General features: G+C 41.3%; 16 protein-coding genes. 14 read left to right on the forward strand and 2 right to left on the reverse strand.

Annotated features, from left to right (window positions below; translation table 11 throughout):
• The first annotated feature begins 94 nt into the window (after nt 1-94).
• From F0361_RS11445 to F0361_RS11460, 4 genes are read left to right on the forward strand one after another with little or no spacing between them, the layout of a single operon-like run.
• The gene (locus tag F0361_RS11445) at nt 95-919 is read left to right on the forward strand and encodes an SDR family oxidoreductase (protein WP_154918742.1); all 825 of its coding nucleotides are present in this window, start codon (nt 95-97) and stop codon (nt 917-919) included.
• A 55-nt stretch (nt 920-974) separates the two neighbouring features.
• Nucleotides 975-1,898, forward strand: a complete 924-nt coding sequence (locus tag F0361_RS11450; protein WP_246160875.1) for a helix-turn-helix domain-containing protein — start codon at nt 975-977, stop codon at nt 1,896-1,898.
• Between the two features lie 14 nt (nt 1,899-1,912).
• A complete protein-coding gene (locus F0361_RS11455; protein ID WP_154918744.1) occupies nt 1,913-2,320 on the forward strand; it encodes a hypothetical protein in 408 nt (135 codons plus the stop codon).
• 3 nt (nt 2,321-2,323) lie between these two features.
• Nucleotides 2,324-2,989, forward strand: coding sequence for a Rossmann-fold NAD(P)-binding domain-containing protein (locus tag F0361_RS11460; protein WP_154918745.1), 666 nt, complete (start codon nt 2,324-2,326; stop codon nt 2,987-2,989).
• Between the two features lie 174 nt (nt 2,990-3,163).
• On the opposite strand, the gene F0361_RS11465 is transcribed toward F0361_RS11460, so the two are convergent.
• Nucleotides 3,164-3,355 carry a hypothetical protein gene (locus tag F0361_RS11465; protein ID WP_154918746.1) on the reverse strand — a complete coding sequence of 64 codons (192 nt, stop codon included), beginning with the start codon at nt 3,353-3,355 and terminating at the stop codon, nt 3,164-3,166.
• Nucleotides 3,356-3,617: 262 nt separating this feature from the next.
• Between F0361_RS11465 and F0361_RS11470 the strand changes: the two genes are divergently transcribed.
• The 6 genes from F0361_RS11470 (at nt 3,618) to F0361_RS11495 (ending at nt 12,223) form a co-directional block, all read left to right on the forward strand.
• A complete protein-coding gene (locus F0361_RS11470) occupies nt 3,618-4,871 on the forward strand; it encodes a TolB family protein (RefSeq protein ID WP_154918747.1) in 1,254 nt (417 codons plus the stop codon).
• A 131-nt stretch (nt 4,872-5,002) separates the two neighbouring features.
• Entirely contained in the window at nt 5,003-6,715 is a 1,713-nt protein-coding gene (locus tag F0361_RS11475; protein WP_154918748.1) for a PorP/SprF family type IX secretion system membrane protein, read from the forward strand.
• A 627-nt stretch (nt 6,716-7,342) separates the two neighbouring features.
• Nucleotides 7,343-7,963: a response regulator transcription factor gene (locus F0361_RS11480; protein ID WP_138258596.1), complete on the forward strand. Its 621-nt coding sequence runs from the start codon at nt 7,343-7,345 to the stop codon at nt 7,961-7,963.
• Nucleotides 7,964-8,232: 269 nt separating this feature from the next.
• Nucleotides 8,233-9,714: a xylulokinase gene (locus F0361_RS11485; RefSeq protein ID WP_154918749.1), complete on the forward strand. Its 1,482-nt coding sequence runs from the start codon at nt 8,233-8,235 to the stop codon at nt 9,712-9,714.
• A gap of 21 nt (nt 9,715-9,735) precedes the next feature.
• Entirely contained in the window at nt 9,736-11,052 is a 1,317-nt protein-coding gene (gene xylA, locus F0361_RS11490) for a xylose isomerase (protein WP_154918750.1), read from the forward strand.
• 154 nt (nt 11,053-11,206) lie between these two features.
• The gene (locus F0361_RS11495; protein WP_154918751.1) at nt 11,207-12,223 is read left to right on the forward strand and encodes a LacI family DNA-binding transcriptional regulator; all 1,017 of its coding nucleotides are present in this window, start codon (nt 11,207-11,209) and stop codon (nt 12,221-12,223) included.
• On the opposite strand, the gene F0361_RS11500 is transcribed toward F0361_RS11495, so the two are convergent.
• A complete protein-coding gene (locus tag F0361_RS11500; RefSeq protein ID WP_154918752.1) occupies nt 12,224-13,600 on the reverse strand; it encodes a Gfo/Idh/MocA family protein in 1,377 nt (458 codons plus the stop codon). It lies immediately after the preceding gene.
• 144 nt (nt 13,601-13,744) lie between these two features.
• Here F0361_RS11500 and F0361_RS11505 point away from each other — a divergent pair, with 144 nt between their 5' ends.
• The 4 genes from F0361_RS11505 (at nt 13,745) to F0361_RS11520 (ending at nt 18,541) form a co-directional block, all read left to right on the forward strand.
• Entirely contained in the window at nt 13,745-15,121 is a 1,377-nt protein-coding gene (locus F0361_RS11505) for a sialate O-acetylesterase (protein ID WP_154918753.1), read from the forward strand.
• A gap of 141 nt (nt 15,122-15,262) precedes the next feature.
• Nucleotides 15,263-16,984 (forward strand): GMC family oxidoreductase, encoded by a 1,722-nt coding sequence (locus tag F0361_RS11510; RefSeq protein WP_125222756.1) that lies wholly within the window; start codon nt 15,263-15,265, stop codon nt 16,982-16,984.
• A gap of 4 nt (nt 16,985-16,988) precedes the next feature.
• Nucleotides 16,989-17,711 (forward strand): gluconate 2-dehydrogenase subunit 3 family protein, encoded by a 723-nt coding sequence (locus F0361_RS11515; protein WP_154918754.1) that lies wholly within the window; start codon nt 16,989-16,991, stop codon nt 17,709-17,711.
• Between the two features lie 11 nt (nt 17,712-17,722).
• Entirely contained in the window at nt 17,723-18,541 is an 819-nt protein-coding gene (locus F0361_RS11520; RefSeq protein WP_154918755.1) for a sugar phosphate isomerase/epimerase family protein, read from the forward strand.
• The last annotated feature ends 60 nt before the right edge of the window (nt 18,542-18,601 follow it).

Here is an 18,601-nt window from a genome sequence, read left to right on the forward strand (position 1 = left end):
AAGTATACAACACTTGGCTATTTGAATACACTCACTCTTTTTTGGTGCCCTAACTTGGCTTCATAATTCATTGTATTAATTTTAATTAAAGAATATGGGCAAAACAATTTTAATAACGGGAGCATCATCAGGCATTGGAAAAGCTACGACGAAAAAGTTTCAGGCAAAAGGCTGGAATGTTATTGCTACTATGCGTAGTCCTGAAAAAGAAAATGAATTAACATCTTTAGATAACGTTTTAGTAACCAAACTGGATGTTCAAGATTTAACAAGTATCACAAATGCAATCGAAGAAGGAATCGATACGTTTGGAAAAATTGATGTCGTTTTAAATAATGCCGGATATGGTATACTGGGCACTTTTGAATCTGTAGCGAGGGAAAATATTACGAGACAGTTTGATGTAAACGTACTTGGGCTTTTTGATGTGACAAGGGCTGTATTGCCGCATTTTAGAAAAAATAAGGACGGTATGTTCATCAATATATCATCCGTGGGCGGTAAAACAACCTTTCCAATGATGCAACTTTATCATGCCACAAAATTTGCTGTTGAAGGTTTTTCAGAATCGTTACAATACGAATTGGGACCCATTGGAGTAAAGGTAAAAATAGTAGAACCGGGCAGCATAAAAACAGATTTTTCCGGTCGTTCGATGGATTTTCAGCACAATAATGAATTGACGGAATACAACGAATTTGCATCAGGGGTTATGACTACTTTTGAACAACTAATGAGTGCTGATAACAGAAACAGTCCAGAACTCGTGGCAGATGTAATTTACAATGCCGCAACTGACGGAACAAGCACTCTTAGATATATAGCGGGACAGGATGCCGAGCATTTATTAGAAGCCAGAAGAACGATGAACGATGCTGAGTTCCTCAGTATGATGAAAACGAATCTAAACATAAAATAAGCATTGGAAAGGCACACTTAAATTCCTAAAATTAAATGTGCTTTTTTAGATAAAAGTGAGTGTATTGAAAGACTTTATAAAGATTGAAACGATATCAGAACTTCATCAGTTTTTAGGATTGGTAAAGCCAAAACATCCACTTGTTTCTGTATTTAGAATTGGGGATGCGCTAAATGATTTGGAAGTCGATAATTTCAGGTATTCAATTGGGTTATATCAGATTAGTTTCAAAGACAATTGCGCTTATACTATTTTAAATTATGGTAGAAACTCGTATGACTATCAGGATGGTACATTAATTTTTACTGCGCCAAACCAGGTAATGGAATTTAAAAAAACTGAAAAGGCCGAAATAAGCCATGGTTGGACCTTAGCTTTTCATCCAGATTTGATTCGAAAATCGGAATTAGGAAAGAAAATTGAACAGTATTCTTTCTTTTCATACGCATCGAACGAAGCCTTACACCTATCCGATGAAGAACGAAAAACAGTCGCAGCTATTGCCGATAAAATCGAAAGGGAAATTGGCATCAACCTTGACACTCATAGTCAAACCTTGATAATTTCAAACATAACCTTGTTATTGAATTATTGTGTTCGTTTTTATGACCGACAATTTTACACCAGAACCAATCTAAATCAGGATATAGCAAGTCAATTTGAGCAATTATTAAAAGCGTATTACTACCAAGAAAAACAATTGGAATTTGGAATCCCAACTGTTCAGTATTGCGGAGAAGCACTGAATATGTCGCCCAAGTATCTAAGCGACCTACTGCGAAAGGAAACAGGGCAAAGCACCCAAGACCATATTCATCAATACATCATTGAAAAGGCAAAAAACAGACTGTTAAATTCCATTGAAAGTGCAAGTGAAATTGCTTATGCATTAGGGTTTGAGTATCCACAATATTTTAGTAGAATCTTTAAAAAGAAAACAGCCATGAGCCCTAACGAATTTAGGCAAAGTATGAATTAAACCTATTTTACGAAATGAAGATAGCATCTAAAATTTTGATAATTGTGTTGCTCCTTTGGACAATGGTAATGTTAGTTTGGGGATTGAGCGGTTTTTTTGAATATTTCACAGGAATTACGCCTGTTATCCACTTACAGAATGCTGCTTACCCAAAGACTGTGCAATTTGTCCATTGGTTGTTGATAACGATTACTGGCGGCACATTTGTTTTTGGGTATTTTCTGAAATGGAAATGGACACCGTACCTTATGGTAGTGCTTTTTTCCAATCTCGCAGTTTTATGTACCATACAAACTTTTGAATTTATGTCCAAACAATGGAGTTTTACCGCCTATTTTACCGAAATGGTCTTGTATATTTTGCTTTCCGCATTTTTACTGTTTTCATCGCTTTCAAAATCCCGATTTAAGCACAAACTTTAGTTTATGAAAAATGTATTGATTGCAGGAGCATCAGGTATGGTTGGCAATATCATCTTAGGCCATTCTTTGTCATCTTCAAATGTTGGAGAAGTAATATCATTAGTTCGAAAGAAATCGAATACTACACACTTAAAGTTAAAAGAGGTAATTATTGATGATTTTACGGATTACGACAAGCATCGGGATTTGTTTAAGAATATTGATAGTGCTTTTTTCTGTATTGGCGTTTACACCGGTAGTGTATCAGATAAGCTATTCAAGGAAATTACGGTGGATTATGCGGTAAGTTTTGCCAAAATGCTAAAAGATAATAGTCCAAACGCAAAACTCTGTCTTCTCAGCGGAGCGGGAGCAGACCGAACCGAAAAAAGTAGGACTTCGTTTGCCCTTTATAAGGGAATGGCTGAAAATCAAATTGATAAATTGGGTTTGGAATTTTACGCCTTCCGCCCAGGATATATTTATCCAGTTGAAAAAAGAAAGGAACCAAATGTAATGTATAGCGTTATGCGAAATCTTTATCCAATCCTAAGACTTTTGGGAAATAATTTTAGTATCAAATCGACTGAATTGGGTAAAGCAATGTTTGAAATAGGAATGAATGGGACGGAAAATGAAATATTGGAGAATAAAGACCTGAAGAATTATTTAAAGGGCAAGGATAAATAGCAAGTAAAGAGAATTAGTCGAAAATCGGGTATAAAGTGTAACCTAATCCGTTGAATTGGTTAAGTTCAGTACAGGGAATTTTTAGATGAAACCAGTTCCTAACTATAACATCTAACCCCTAAGTGAGACACCTAAAACTATTCAATAACCATAATTTTGTACTCTTATATGACTTTACCTACCTGTCCTGGTTTCGGCAATACTATGGTTAATGTCGTGCAGGGAATTAAGGAGAACACTTGAAATCTCATTTTCTATTTCATGGTAGTTCTGAAAGAACAGCATGGCTGCTATAATGAACATTATTAAAACCAAGTTGTCCGTAAGTAATTTAATGTTCGGGTTTGTTTTGGAAGAAGTGCTCATATCAAATAGTGTTGGTATTGTGTACTAGCAATTTACAAACCTTTAACATAATTAACAAATAATTAAGAAAAATAAACCATGTCTTAATTAAAATTTTTAGTTAGAAACTGAAATTCTAGGATGAACGGATACAATTATTCGATGAAATACACAAAATTTTAAGGAAATCATCAAAAAAAGGGTAAAACCTATGAATTTTTAATAAGTCAGTGCACGGTATCTTTTGGGAACTTTGACCTGTTGAACCCCAAATACCTGTATTATGAGAAATACGTTAGCTTACAAAATGGTCATAGGGTGTAGTCTTTTAATAGGATGTTATACGCTGAATGCCCAAAATGGAATGGCGGTTTCCAATGAATCGGCTCGTATGAGCGAGTTGGAAAAGCGCCAACAGAACTATGAGGACCTAAAATCCCTGGGTTATACTGAAAAGGAAATATATCAGGATTTGGGCAACGCCCATTTTTTGTCCCATAATTATGAGACCGCGCTGTTTTGGTACGAAAAGTTGATGGAAATCAGTGCCGATGGTCAATTAGATGCCTCCTATCAAAAGCGGTACGATCATGCGCTGTCCAAATTGGGACAGGAGGCCAAACAGGCCGAAACCGATGAAAACTGGACGGAGCTGGTAAAATCCGACTATCACATGACGGACGCTTCCATGAGTTCAACCAAGAGGCAATTGAGAAGGAGCTACTTCAAGCCTTTATATATCAATTCGGAATACAGTACGGCTTCAATTGGGAATGATAGGCCTTATGTAGTAAAAGAGCAGGAAGTAAAACACGAGCGGGAATTAAACTACGAAAGCCCTATGGTTTTAACAAGGGATGGTAACACTGCTTATTTCAGCAAGGAAGTCATGGTAAAACCTACAACTGGCCTATTTTCAAAGAAACAGAAAGTTCACCGTATCTTTAGGGCGGACAAGGTAAACGGTGAATGGAAATCCATAAAGGAACTGGCCTTGTGTCCCAATGATTATTCGGCCTTGCATCCGGCCATTTCAAAAGATGGTACCAGATTGTTCTTTGCATCCAATATGCCCGGTACCTTTGGAGAGTATGATATTTATGTATCTACCATAAAAACAAATGGTGTGGTAGGCGTGGCCAAAAATTTAGGAACCAAAGTAAATACCCCAAAAAACGAAATGTATCCAAAGGTTATGGAAGGCAATACCTTGGTGTTTGCCTCCGAAGGCCATCAAGGATATGGAGGGCTCGATGTTTATATGGTTGAAGTGGAAAAACGCAACGTTGGTTTGGCCATGAACATGGGCAGTTCCATAAACAGCCCAAGCGACGACTTCTCGATACAGTTCACTAGCGGCCAAATGGGATATGTGATGTCCAATAGGGGAGGCGATGGAAGAAAGACGGGACTTGTCGCCTTTTCGTTCCCTCAGGAAGGAAAAACACAGCATGCCAGGGACTTTCAGTTGATGGAGGCTTTAAATACCGAGGAGAGGACCCAATATTCAACATCCGTTTTTGAAGAAGATCATTAACTGATATATCCCCTAAATATAGAGATTCGGAACCTAACAAAGGACATCGGAATCCATTTATGGAACATGGAAAATTCGATACCCCCATTCCTTTGAAGACACAATTTACTTGAACTTTTAACCCTACTCAAATGAAATTCGCTATAAAAAAATCGGTACTAATAGGACTGCCCATTTTACTGTTCCTATTTGTTGGAAGCATGGCTGGATTCGCCCAGGAATCGAATGCCAATTTGAACTCGAGCAGCACCTATCACAATCAGCTGTTCTATAATAGATACTTGATCAACCCTACATTTTCACTGGTTAGGGAAAATAAATCCTACCTCAACATTTTGCACAGGAACCAATACGCCACTTTTGATGACAATACCCAAAACTACTTCCTTGGTTTCAGCAATATGCTTAATGACAGAACCGCAATAGGAATTGGTGTTTACAGTCAATGGTCTGGAGTCGTACAGGAATTCGGTTTCAACGCCAACTACGCCACTGCCGTAAAATTGGGTGACAAAAGCACGCTCACCTTTGGAACCAACGTTACCTATTTTAATCAAGGTCTGGATAAAAACCGCGTGGTAATTTCCGAAGCCGATCCAGAAATATCCGATGCCAGAAAAGAGAGTAAAATTGCCGTACAACCGGGAATCAACCTGTCCATTGGAAAGTTCGATTTTGGATTGTATGCCCAGGACTTACTCCGATACAACCAAACTACGGATGAATTTTTGACAAACCTGTCCACCCGAAGCGTAAAGGCCTCCATGCAGTACACACATAGCTTTAACGCTGGCCGAGGGCTCTTTGAGGACGCACGATTGATGCCCTTGGCCCAAGTGGGCAAAAACGAGGATGGAAGCATGTACTATTTAGGTTCCCTGCTGTTGGATCTACCCAATTATGGATGGTTACAGACTACTTTGGATCAAGAATATGGAATGTCCGCCGGAGTAGGCTTTAACTTCAGCAAAAAAATGTCCCTAGGATATTTGATAGAAAAGGACCTCTCGCAGAACGAATCCAATTTGGGGTGGAACCATGAAGTTTCTTTGGCTTACAAATTCAAGGATGAGGGCATGTCCATTACAATTGCAGATCGATCTGAGGACAGTAAGATAGATGCAATTGTCCGGAATTATGAGGAGCAGATTGCCGATTTGATATCGGAGCGTGATAAAACTCGAAAAAAGGAAAAGCGTGAAGCTGAAAAAGAGACCATCACCAATCCGGTTGCGGCGTACGCTATGGAAAATATAAATCCGAACGATCTGGCCTACCAAAACCGTTTGATTCTTGACGAGCTTATCCTAAGGCAGGATTCTATAGAGGAGGCGAGGACTTTGGCTTTTGAAAAGAAGTTCGAGACCATCGTACGGCTTTTACGCAACGATATAAAGAACAGTGTGGACTCTAACCTTCAAAATTTCAAATTAGAAGAGCGGACCATGATAGCGGCCAAAAAAATGGAAGAGGAACATGCACGTAGGGCCGCAGAGGAGGATTTCGAAAAATATAACAAGCTGCCCATCAAAATGCTGGGAAGCGCGGATATGTTGGGGGTTAAATCTGGCTACTATGTTATTGCCAATGTGTACAGCAACAAAAAGTACTTGAACGCCTTTATGCAAAAGCTAAAGGACCAAGGCTTGAACGCCCAACAGTTCTACAACAAAGAAAATGGTCTGTATTACGTCTATTTGGCGGATTATGATTATAAGAGTGATGCGCATGATGCCTATGTATCCAATCTAGGCGGTAAGTACAATGATGAAAAGTGGATTATGCAGGTAGACGAGCACACGGCCACTGTGTCGAACACCTTTGAAGATAGTGATTCATATTAAGAAGATTAACAAAAATATAGCAAGGATTGCATACTAGAATCGATATATAAAAGTTTGAGTATTTCTATGTTTGAGTAAATTGTCGACAGAAGGAGGGGTAGTATCCGGGGGGATAACTGGGGCCCCTCCTTTTTATTTTAAGCTATTATTTTCGATGAACTACACTCAAATAGTGTATTTGAACGAAAAAATTAGGGAGATTGTCAGGTATAGTTGTTAAAGAAGTATATTTCGGAAACAAACAGAAATAAACCATTCTTTAACCCCAAATCCCCCAGATTATGGATAATTTTTACCTACAGCTTGCTACCCACAGGCAATCCTTCTTAGCGACAAGCCCAAAGCATTTGCTCAATTTGCTTTATTTTTTGAAATGTATCTTGAAACCTATTTGGCATCGACCGTTGTTTGATACAGAGCAGCATCGCCGCTAAATTAATTTCGCCCTACACCTTTATTTTTTCGGTTTGATTTCCAAATGTACCCAATTTGGAAAGGATGTTTTTTCGGCTGGGCCCAAAAAAACTTCCTAGCGAATAAGGGCCGTAGGCTACCCAGATTTTACCCAATTATTAACCCCCGGATTTGGTTTCCAAAAGAAACCGAACAGGACAATTTAACTTACTTATGAAAACTCAGGATTTAAAATTTATCATTGTTGAAAAAAACGAACATTTACATGTTAGCTATCTAAACTACCTAAAAAAAGTGGATGGTTTTCAACTCATGGGAATTTATACCACACCCCATAAGGCACTAAAGGATTTTAATAGAACCAGGCCGGACATTGTGTTGACCGAGGTTGACCTGGAGGAAACCAGCGGTTTGGAAACCATTCAGTTATATAGAAAAAAGGACTGGAACGTAAAGGTGGTGATGATCAGTGAAAACAATGACTTCGAGCTTATTAAAAAAAGTTTCAAAAAAGGAGCAAATGGCTATTTGACCAAACCCATGTCTGCAGACAAGTTTAGCCATGCATTGACCAGCGTCAGGGAAGAAGGAGCAACCATCAGTAACGATATCGTTAAACAAGTTGTCTCCAATTTCAATAGGAAATCCTATAGTTTCTTTTCGGAACGGGAGAATCAGATCGTAGACTATTTATGCAATGGGGCAACCTATAAAATGATAGCCGACAAACTATTTGTTACTACCAGTGCCGTCAATTTTCACATTCAGAATATCTATCTAAAGTTGGACGTAAATTCAAAGTCCGAAGCTTTGAGCAAGCTTGAAAGTCTATAATACCTACTTATGCTTTGGGTAAAGGTCCTTGGAAACAAATCTGGTTTCCTTGGGCCTTTTTCTTTACGAAAAGGGTTTCGATAAATTTTCGTAATTCACGAAAAAAATATAAATATCTAAAAATCAATAGCATATTGATGTTTAATACTAAATAATCACTCGAAAGTTCTTTCTTATTGACAAGTAATCTTAGCCGTGCTATTCTTTTTAAAGCTTGTATTATAGTACCTTTATAGGGCTAAATTAGAATGCATTAAAGTAGTCAGTATATGTATTATGTAGGTTTGGATATAGGTAGTTCTTCCATTAAAATCGCTTTGGTGGAATCAGGTACTGGAAAAAGTGTGGATGTGGTACAGGAGCCTGAGACCGAGATGTCCATGTTGGCAATAAAAAATGGTTGGGCGGAACAGAATCCTGAGGATTGGTGGACCTATGCCTGCAAGGGTATCAAAAATCTGATTCAAACTCACGGAATTTCTTCCCAAGATATAATTGGTATAGGTATTTCCTACCAAATGCATGGGTTGGTGCTCGTGGATAGTGACGGGGAAGTGCTTAGGAATTCGATTATTTGGTGCGATAGTCGTGCAGTGCCTATCGGTCAAAAAGCTTTTGAGGAAATAGGTGAGGACAAATGTTCCGAGTATCTCCTGAATTCCCCCTCCAATTTTACGGCAAGTAAGCTAAAATGGGTAAAGGACAATGAACCTAATATATATTCTAAAATCTATAAGTTTATGTTACCCGGGGATTACATAGCAATGAAGTTTTCGGGTGAAATAAATACAACGGTCTCCGGTCTTTCGGAAGGGATTTTTTGGGATTTTAAGAAAAAGGATATTGCCACCTTTTTGATGGACTACTATGGTCTGGATGCCAATTTGGTTCCTGAAATCGTTGACACTTTCGGTATTCAATCCAAGGTAAATGAAAAGGGTGCTTCGGAAAGTGGACTACAAGTAGGGACACCTATTTTGTATAGGGCTGGGGACCAGCCCAACAACGCCTTATCCTTAAATGTATTTAACCCGGGTGAAGTAGCGGCCACAGGAGGTACCTCCGGTGTTGTCTATGCCGTTACCGATAGTCTATCCGTAAAGGAAAGTGCTAGGGTAAATAATTTTGCCCACGTCAATTATAGTCCGGGAAGCGACTCAAGAATAGGGAAGCTCTTGTGTATAAATGGTTCCGGAATCCAGTACAGGTGGTTGCTGAATAATTTAGGAGTGGGTTCCTATGACGAGATGAACAGATTGGCCAATGAGATTCCTGTTGGGTCTGATGGTGTGGTTATCATACCTTTTGGTAATGGAGCGGAGCGAATGCTTAACAATCAGGAAGTTGGTACAAGGTTGGTAAATATAAACTTGAATAATCATGGTAAGGGGCATCTTTGTAGGGCGGCCCTTGAGGGTATCGCATTTTCCTTTGTTTATGGAATGGAAATAATGGAATCCGATGGTATTCAGGTCAACGTCATGCGGGCTGGTAACGATAATCTTTTCAGGTCCAAGATATTTTCGGAAACGGTGGCTACCCTAATAGGCTATGATATAGAAATTTATAATACTACAGGGGCCATTGGGGCCGCTAGGGCCGGACTTTTAAGGGAAGGTGATTATGATGCTTTTGGGAAGGCTATCATGGAAAACGATTACGTGATGACATTTAAGCCGCTTGCACATAAAGCGGAATATCAAAAAGCCTACCAGCATTGGAAAAAGGAATTGGAATTAATAACAAAGTAAACAACTTATAAATCAGTAATAATGGCAGAAAAAGTATATTTCAAAGGAATTGATGCAATTAAATTTGAAGGCAAGGAATCTGATAATCCCTTGGCATTCAAATATTATAACCCTGAACAAGTGGTGGCGGGCAAAACGATGCGTGAGCATTTTAAATTTGCCATCGCCTATTGGCATACGTTCTGTGGACAAGGGTCTGACCCATTTGGTCCGGGAACACAGAATTTTGAATGGGACCAGTCTTCTGACCCTGTACAGGCGGCAAAGGACAAGGCAGATGCAGCCTTTGAGTTTTTTGAGAAAATTGGTTTCGATTATTTCTGTTTTCATGATTTTGACCTAATTCAAGAAGGTCCAACCTTTGCGGAGTCGGAAAAAAGATTGCATACCATTGTAGACTATATCAAGGAGAAGCAGAAGGCATCCGGTAAAAAATTGCTCTGGGGAACGGCCAACTGTTTTTCAAATCCACGTTATATGAACGGTGCGGCGACCAATCCCGAGTTCAATGTCGTTGCAAGGGCAGGTGCCCAAATTAAAATGGCCTTGGACGCTACCATGGAGCTAAATGGTGAAAACTACGTATTCTGGGGCGGTAGGGAAGGTTATATGTCGCTATTGAATTCCGATATGGGCCGAGAATTGGACCATATGGGTCAGTTTTTGACCATGTGTAGGGATTATGCCCGTGCCCAAGGGTTTAAAGGAAATTTCTTCATTGAGCCAAAGCCTATGGAGCCCATGAAACACCAATACGATTTTGATTCCGCTACCGCCATTGGTTTCCTAAGGGAGTATGGATTGGATAAGGATTTCAAGATCAATATAGAGGTAAACCACGCTACTTTGGCGCAGCATACCTTCCAACATGAATTGGCGGTTGCCGGAAAAGCAGGAATGCTGGGTAGTTTGGACGCCAATAGGGGCGATTACCAAAACGGATGGGATACGGACCAATTTCCAAACAATATCCTTGAAACTACTGAAGCCATGTTGGTATTCTTGGAAGCGGGAGGACTTCAAGGAGGCGGTATTAATTTTGATGCCAAAATCCGAAGAAACTCTACGGACCTGGAAGATATATTCCTTGCACATATTGGTGGTGCGGATACCTTCGCCCGTGCCTTGATAACCGCGGATAAAATAATTTCCTCCTCTGCTTATTCAAGCTTGAGAAAAAAACGGTATAGTTCTTTCGACTCAGGAAAGGGGAAGGAATTTGAGGAAGGCAAATTGGACTTGAAGGATTTGTACGAAATTGCCAAGGAGAACGGCGAGTTACCTTTGGTTAGTGGCAAACAAGAGCTTTTTGAAAATATTGTAAATCAGTATATTTAATCAAAGGATTTTTTTATCAAAAAGGTCTTGATATGCTTCAAGACCTTTTTGGTTTTAAGTAACAGTCTCGCTTAAAGCAAGCGAGGTGAGGATAGAGATATTCATTTGGTTCATGGCGCTAGCGCCATGGCATTCAAAATTTGATTATCGGACAATGAAGAAGATTACCCTAAAGAATATAGCGCAACATTTTGATGTTTCCATCTCTACGGTATCCAAGGCGGTCAACGACAGCCATGAAATTAGTAGGGATTTGAAGAAGCGTATACAGGAGTATGCCAAGGAACATCATTACAAACCTAATAAGCTGGCCTTAAATCTTCTGAACCGAAGTACCAAGACCATTGGGGTCATCGTTCCAAATATTTTGAACTACTTTTTTGTTCAAGTATTATATGGTATTGAAAAGGTGGCCAATGAAAATGGCTATAATATTATCAGTTGCATAAGTGATGAATCCCATGAAAAGGAGTCCAAAACCTTGGCGTTTTTGGATTCGGGAACGGTAGATGGTCTTATCATTTCTTTGGCTGAAGAAACCCAGGTGAAGGAACAAATCGAGGGGTTACGGGAAATAACGGAGAGTCAAATACCATTGGTATTGTTCGATAGGGTATCCGAATTGATAGACTGCGATAAGGTAATCGTAGACGATTTTGAAGCAGGATATAAGACGACCAAATTCTTTTTGAACATAGGATGTAAAAACGTTGCTTTCGTTTCTCCCATTGGCAAATCGAGCGTAGGGAAGTTGCGGTTGGCTGGGTACAGAAAGGCCTTGGAAGAAGCGGGAATCAAGTTCGATGAAAAGTTGGTGGTCAATTTTACCGCCAAGGACGATCTTGATTTGCTCATGTCCTTCCTTTTGAACTACAAACCCATAGATGGTATTCTGGGCTTGGATGAAATTACGGCGGTAAAAATTTTGCACATCGTAAAATCCCGCGGTTATAATGTTCCTGGGGATGTGTCCATAGTAGGATTTACGAACGGTCAGTTGTCACAATACGTCACGCCTTCCTTGACCATGGTGAGTCAGCATGGTAAATTCATTGGTGAAAAAGCCGCAGAGCTTTTGATAAAGCGTATAAAGGAACCCACCAGACCTTTTGAAACCAAAGTAGTCAAAACAAGCCTTTTGGTGCGGGATTCCACAAAGAAATTACAATAATTAGACCCTATCAGGATGCGGATGTTCCCAATCCCCCCTGTAGGCACGCGTTAATTTTGCAGTTGCCTCTACGTCATTAACTACCGTACGTGTTTTAGGATTATACGTCAAAGGTCTTCCCAATTCCATGGAAAGGTTTGCCAGGATACAACTCGCAGTGGAAATGTGGCCTTCTTCTATATCCGCTATAGGTTTGGTGCCATTCGCTATTGCTTCCAGAAAATCGATCATATGTCTTCGAGTAGCTGGCGCCGCATGCAATTCATTGTCCTTTTCCACTAAATCTTCGGGATATTTCTCTTTCTCGTAAAGAACATTGAAATGGATGGGCTCTCCGTTTCTGTATGGAATAAAATCGGCTTGCATGGTACTTCCTTTAAGTACGCCCTTTTCGCCATAGATTTTAAAGGCCCACGGATATTCCGGGTCCGCTGGATTTCCCCAACTTCTATGTTGCCAAACACAATTGAGGTCATCATATTCAAAAACTGCGGTCTGTGTATCTGCAATATTGGATTTTCCTTCTTTTTGGATGTAAATACCACCTTCGGAACTTATCTGCTTTGGCCATCCCAAATCTAACATCCATCGTACGGTGTCCAACATGTGTACGCACATGTCTCCCATAATGCCATTGCCGTATTCCATAAAGGTCCGCCACCATCTTCTATGTGGAATTCCGTCATAGGGTCTCCAAGGTGCTGGGCCCGTCCACATTTCGTAATCCAAAAATTCCGGTACCGGTTGTACGGGAGGGTTTCCGTTGGCCCTCATGTGATAATAGCAGCACATCTCCACATGGCCAATCTTGCCCAAAAGCCCCTTATCAACAATCTCCCTTTTGACATCGATCAAATGTGGGGTACTTTTTCTTTGGGTTCCAACTTGTACCACCCTGTTATATTTTCTAGCGGCAGCCACCATGGCCTCACCTTCCATTATATCCACGCTGATTGGTTTTTGGACATACACATGTGCCCCTGATTTTAGGGCTTCAATACACATTAAGGCATGCCAATGGTCTGGGGTCCCGATTAAAACAATGTCCAGTTTTTCTTTTTTGAGCATGTCCCGATAATCCGAATACATCTTTGGCTTTTTCCCGTTCTTTTGGCGTTGGGAAACCTGTTCCGCGACATCGTTAAGAAAATTCGAATCCACATCGCAAAGGGAAACCACTTCCACATTGGCAACCTGTATAAGTTTGAACAGATCGCTGGTGCCATACCAACCGGTTCCGATAAGTGCTACTTTTTTTGGTTTTTCATCGGCAAAAAATTCGAATCCATAACTGCCCATGGAGGATAGGAGTAGGGAAGCGGCGGATGCACCTTTGATAAAATTCCGTCTACCTAAAAATTGTTTTTCAGTGTTCATAAATAGTTTCTTAAGAATGCTGGACTGTGAAAAAGTTTCGTGTAAGTTATCAGATAAAAACAAAAAAACACATCATGTTGGCATAAAAATTATCTGAACCTTATTAAATATTTATATTTGATAGGTTTAAATTAACAATTTATCATGAGGCGACTGTTTTTACTATTTTTTGTTTGCTGTGTTTCTATTGCGAAGGCGGAAATTACCCTTCCAAGTATATTTTCAAGTAATATGGTCTTGCAACGGGAAGCTACCGTAGATTTTTTTGGGTGGGCCCATCCAGGTGAGGAATTTACAATTTCAACCGGTTGGGATTCCAAGGTACATTCCGTAAAAACGCCGATAACGGGCAAGTGGAAAGTATCCGTGGAAACATCCGGTGCAGGAGGACCTTATAAGATTGCCTTTAAAGGAGATTCCAATGAGATTCTACTCGATAATATTTTGATCGGGGAGGTGTGGCTATGTTCCGGGCAATCCAATATGGAATGGAGCGCCAATAGCGGATTGGACAATAAAGAGGAGGCCATAGCCAGTTCTAACAAACCTACGATAAGGCTCTTTACCGTAGAAAAAAGAACGGCCGATCATCCCCAGGACGATTTGGCCGGGACGTGGCAGGTTTGTTCACCAGAAACCATGCCCGATTTCAGTGCAGTGGCCTATTTTTTTGCCGAACGACTTCAGGAAGAAATGGACGTACCCATTGGATTGATAGACTCTTCATGGGGAGCTTCCTGTGCCGAAGTCTGGACACCGGAAGAGGAGTTCGATAAGAACCCAGCCCTACAGGAGGCCTACGAACTCATAAAGCCCAACCCTTGGGTGCCCATAGAAAAATCGATTTTGTACAATGCCATGATCGCTCCTTTAACGAGTTTTAAAATAAGCGGAACCCTCTGGTATCAAGGGGAATCCAATACGGCCAATGCCGAAAGCTATGAAAACACCTTTGGCACGCTTATAAATTCTTGGCGAGATAAGTGGGGGTATGATTTTCCATTCTATTATGTGCAAATAGCTCCTTATAAGTATGGAAGGGAATATGAAGGCGGCATCGTTCGTGATCAACAAAGGAGGACCTTGTCACTTCCCAACACGGGTATGACCATGACCAGTGATATTTGTACCGTGGACGATATCCATCCTAGAAATAAAAAGGATGTGGGCATCCGTTTGGCGAACATTGCCCTTAAACAACAGTATGATGTTTTGGATACAACTGTCTATGGACCTTTGTTCGATAAGGCCGAAGCTATCGGGGATAAAGTAATGGTTCATTTTTTACATAATGAAGGGCTTACCGTGAAAGGAAAAAACTTGGAGCATTTCGAGGTTTTATCATCGGATGGAACTTGGTATCCGGCGAAGGCGAAAATCAAAAATGGTATCGTAACCGTACAGGCAAAAGAGGCAAAGGAGCCAAAAATGGTTCGATATGCTTATAGAAGTACGGACATTCCAAATTTATTCAATTCGGTTGGTTTACCTGCGTCAACTTTTATAAGTGAGGAGCTTTAATTTAATTCATTGGTGTACGGGATTTTCAAGAAATGGAGTACAAAAACATCAGGATTCATGAATTTATACTTCCAAACAGAGAAATGGCTAATTAGATTTTGAATAATTCTATAAATTGTACTATAAACCAAATACCAAGTTATGCAGATAAAAGAATCCTCCGAAGTGTATGATGTAATTATTGTAGGCTCCGGGGCCGGTGGCGGAATGGCCACCAAACAATTGGCGGATGCAGGACTGAACGTAGCCGTTGTTGAAGCGGGTCCGTTTTTTGACCCAGCGGACCCAAAAACGATGACCCAGTTAAAATGGCCATACGATTCGCCAAGAAGAGGTGCCGGCACCGATCGGGCCTTTGGGGAATGGGATCAGTCTTGGGGCGATTGGGAAGTGGAAGGAGAGCCCTATACCCATGAGGAAGGAACCGAGTTTAAATGGTGGCGTGCCAGAATGCTTGGAGGACGTACCAATCACTGGGGGCGTATTTCACTTCGATTTGGACCAAAGGATTTTAAAGGGAAATCAAGGGACGGTCTTGGCGATGATTGGCCTATAGGGTATGAGGATATAAAACCTTATTATGACAAATTGGACAAGCTCATTGGGGTCTTTGGGACCAAGGAAGGCCGTGAGAACGATCCAGACGGTTTTTTTCTTCCTCCCCCAAAACCAAGGTTGCACGAATTGTTTTATATCAACGGGGCAAAGAAAACAGGTATTCCGGTGATACCTGGCCGACTTTCCATGTTGACCAAAAGAATCAATAACGAACGAGGCGTATGCTTCTATTGTGGCCAATGTGGACGCTCTTGTCAGGTCTATGCCGATTTCTCTGCGGGAAGTTGCCTCATCTTTCCGGCTCAAAAAAATGGAGGCAAGGTAAAACTCTTTGTCAATTGTATGGTGCGCGAAGTGACTACCAATGAGGAAGGCAAGGCGACTGGAGTTTCTTACATCAACAAGGAGGATAGAAAAGAATATAAATTAAAAGGTCGGGTCGTCGTTCTGGGTGCATCCGCCTGTAGTTCCGCTAGGATACTCCTAAATTCTAAAAGTAAACAGCATCCCAACGGACTTGGAAACAGTAGTGATGTTGTGGGCAGGTATTTACACGACTCTACGGGTGCCAGTGCTGCCGGCGTCATTCCAGGCCTATTAAACCGAAAAGTGTCCTACAACGAAGACGGGGTAGGAGGTATGCACGTCTATTCCCCATGGTGGGGAGACAACTCCAAGTTGGATTTTCCCCGCGGCTACCACATTGAGGTTTGGGGCGGAATGGGCCAACCCAATTACGGTTTCGGTTTTGATCCCAACGGCATGAACAAGTTTTTCGGATTAAAAGTGGGAGGATATGGCGATAGTTTACGGGACGACGTAAAGAAATACTACGGTTCGGTCATTGGATTTGGAGGTAGGGGGGAAGCCATCGCCTTCAGGGAAAACCGATGCGAAATAGATCCTACCACCGTCGATAAATACGGTATCCCTGTACTGAAATTCAATTACAAGCACTCACAGTATGAAATCAATCAGGCCAAGCACATGCAGGATACCTTTGAAGAACTGATCCATAACATGGGCGGTATCCCCTTGAGCGAAAAACCCGGAAAGGACCAAAACTACGGCTTGTTGGCCCCTGGACAAATTATTCACGAGGTGGGCACTACACGTATGGGTGATGACCCAAAAACTTCAGTCACTAATAAATTTCAGCAATTGCACGACTGCGATAATGTGTTTATTGTAGATGCCGGACCCTTTGTTTCGCAAGCGGACAAAAATTGTACGTGGACCATCATGGCCTTATCTTGGAGGGCATCGGACTATATAATCGATCAACTAAAAAAGCAAAATATTTAATAAGATGGACAGAAGAAAGAGTTTACAGACCCTACTCCTTGGTGGGGCAGCAGCAGGGTCGGGACTGGTTTTCAATTCCTGTAAAACGGAAACTACGGAAGCCGTAGACCAGGCCATCACGGAAAGTAGCGATACATATTTTGGAAGGACCCCTGCAGAGCTGGAACGTTTGGAAAAACTACAGGCAGAGCAATTGTTCAACGAACATGAAATGGAAACCATTGCCGCTTTAAGCGTGGTTATCCTTCCGCCAAAAGAACCCCATGGCGGACCCATAGAGGCGGGAGTACCGGAGTTAGTTGAATTTATAGGCAAGGATATTCCGGAGATGGCCCCAACCTTGTTGGGCGGACTCATGTGGTTGGACCATAAGAGCAATACGGAGTTTGGAACCGAGTTTAAATCGGCCACCTTGGAGCAGAAAAAACAGATCTGTGATGCCATTTGCTGGCATGATACTGAGAAGCCATTATCCGAACAACCTTTGGAAATTCAATTCTTCTACATGATGCGGGGCTTGACGGTTACCGGTTACTACACCTCCAAAGTGGGCATAGCGGATTTGGGCTACAAGGGCAACCAGCCCAATGTCTGGGACGGTGTTCCGCAGGATGTGCTGGACCAACATGGCGTAGCGTATGACCCGGAATGGATTGCTAAATGCGTGGACCAAAGCAAGCGAAACGTCATTGCGGAATGGGACGATGAAGGAAACCTTCTAACCTAATTACAAAGAAAATGAAGAAGCTTTTAACGGTAATTGCTATTGGATGTATGGCGTTCGGCGCAAGCGCCCAGGAAGTCGGGTTGCAATTGTATAGCCTTAGAAACCAGTTTAAGGAAGATGTTCCCGGAACCCTAAAACTCATCAATTCATGGGGAATCTCAAAGATTGAAGGTGGCGGTACCTATGGAATGCCTTTAGAGGACTTTCAAGGTCTATTAAAGGAGCATGATTTACAGGTTGTGAGCGTTGGAGCGGATTTCAATGATTTGGAAAAAAATGTGGACAAGGTCATCCAGAATGCCAAGGATTTCGGGGCTAAATATGTCATGTGCGCATGGGTTCCCCATGATGGGAACAATTGGGCCTTGGAAGAGACCAAACATGCCACGGATGTTTTCAATACGGCCGGAAAGCGCTTGAAGGAAGCGGGTTTGACCTTGGCCTATCATGCCCACGGCTATGAGTTTAGACCGTATGAGGACGGTACGTTCTTTGACTATATGGCCAAGAATGCGACCGATTTTACCTTTGAACTTGATGTGTATTGGGCGCAACATGGGGGTGCCGATCCGGTAGCGCTCATGAAAAAGTATCCTGGGAAAATGACTTTATTACATTTAAAGGACATGGAGCATGGTGTAAAGGGCAATAATACCGGCCATGAGGACGTAGAGACAAACGTCGTTTTGGGTGCCGGTCAAGTGGATATTGCCGGAGTGGTTGCCGAAGCCAAAAAACTGGGTCTGGAATACATGTTCATTGAGGACGAATCAAGCCGGGTGGTGGAGCAAGTTCCTCAAAGCCTAGAATTTTTGGAAAGCCTAAAATAGTTCAAAATCAATATATTGAGTCAAAGCCGTTCAATGGAAACTTTGAACGGCTTTTTGTTT

It is taken from the genome of Maribacter flavus (assembly GCF_008386635.1).
GTDB lineage: Bacteria > Bacteroidota > Bacteroidia > Flavobacteriales > Flavobacteriaceae > Maribacter > Maribacter flavus.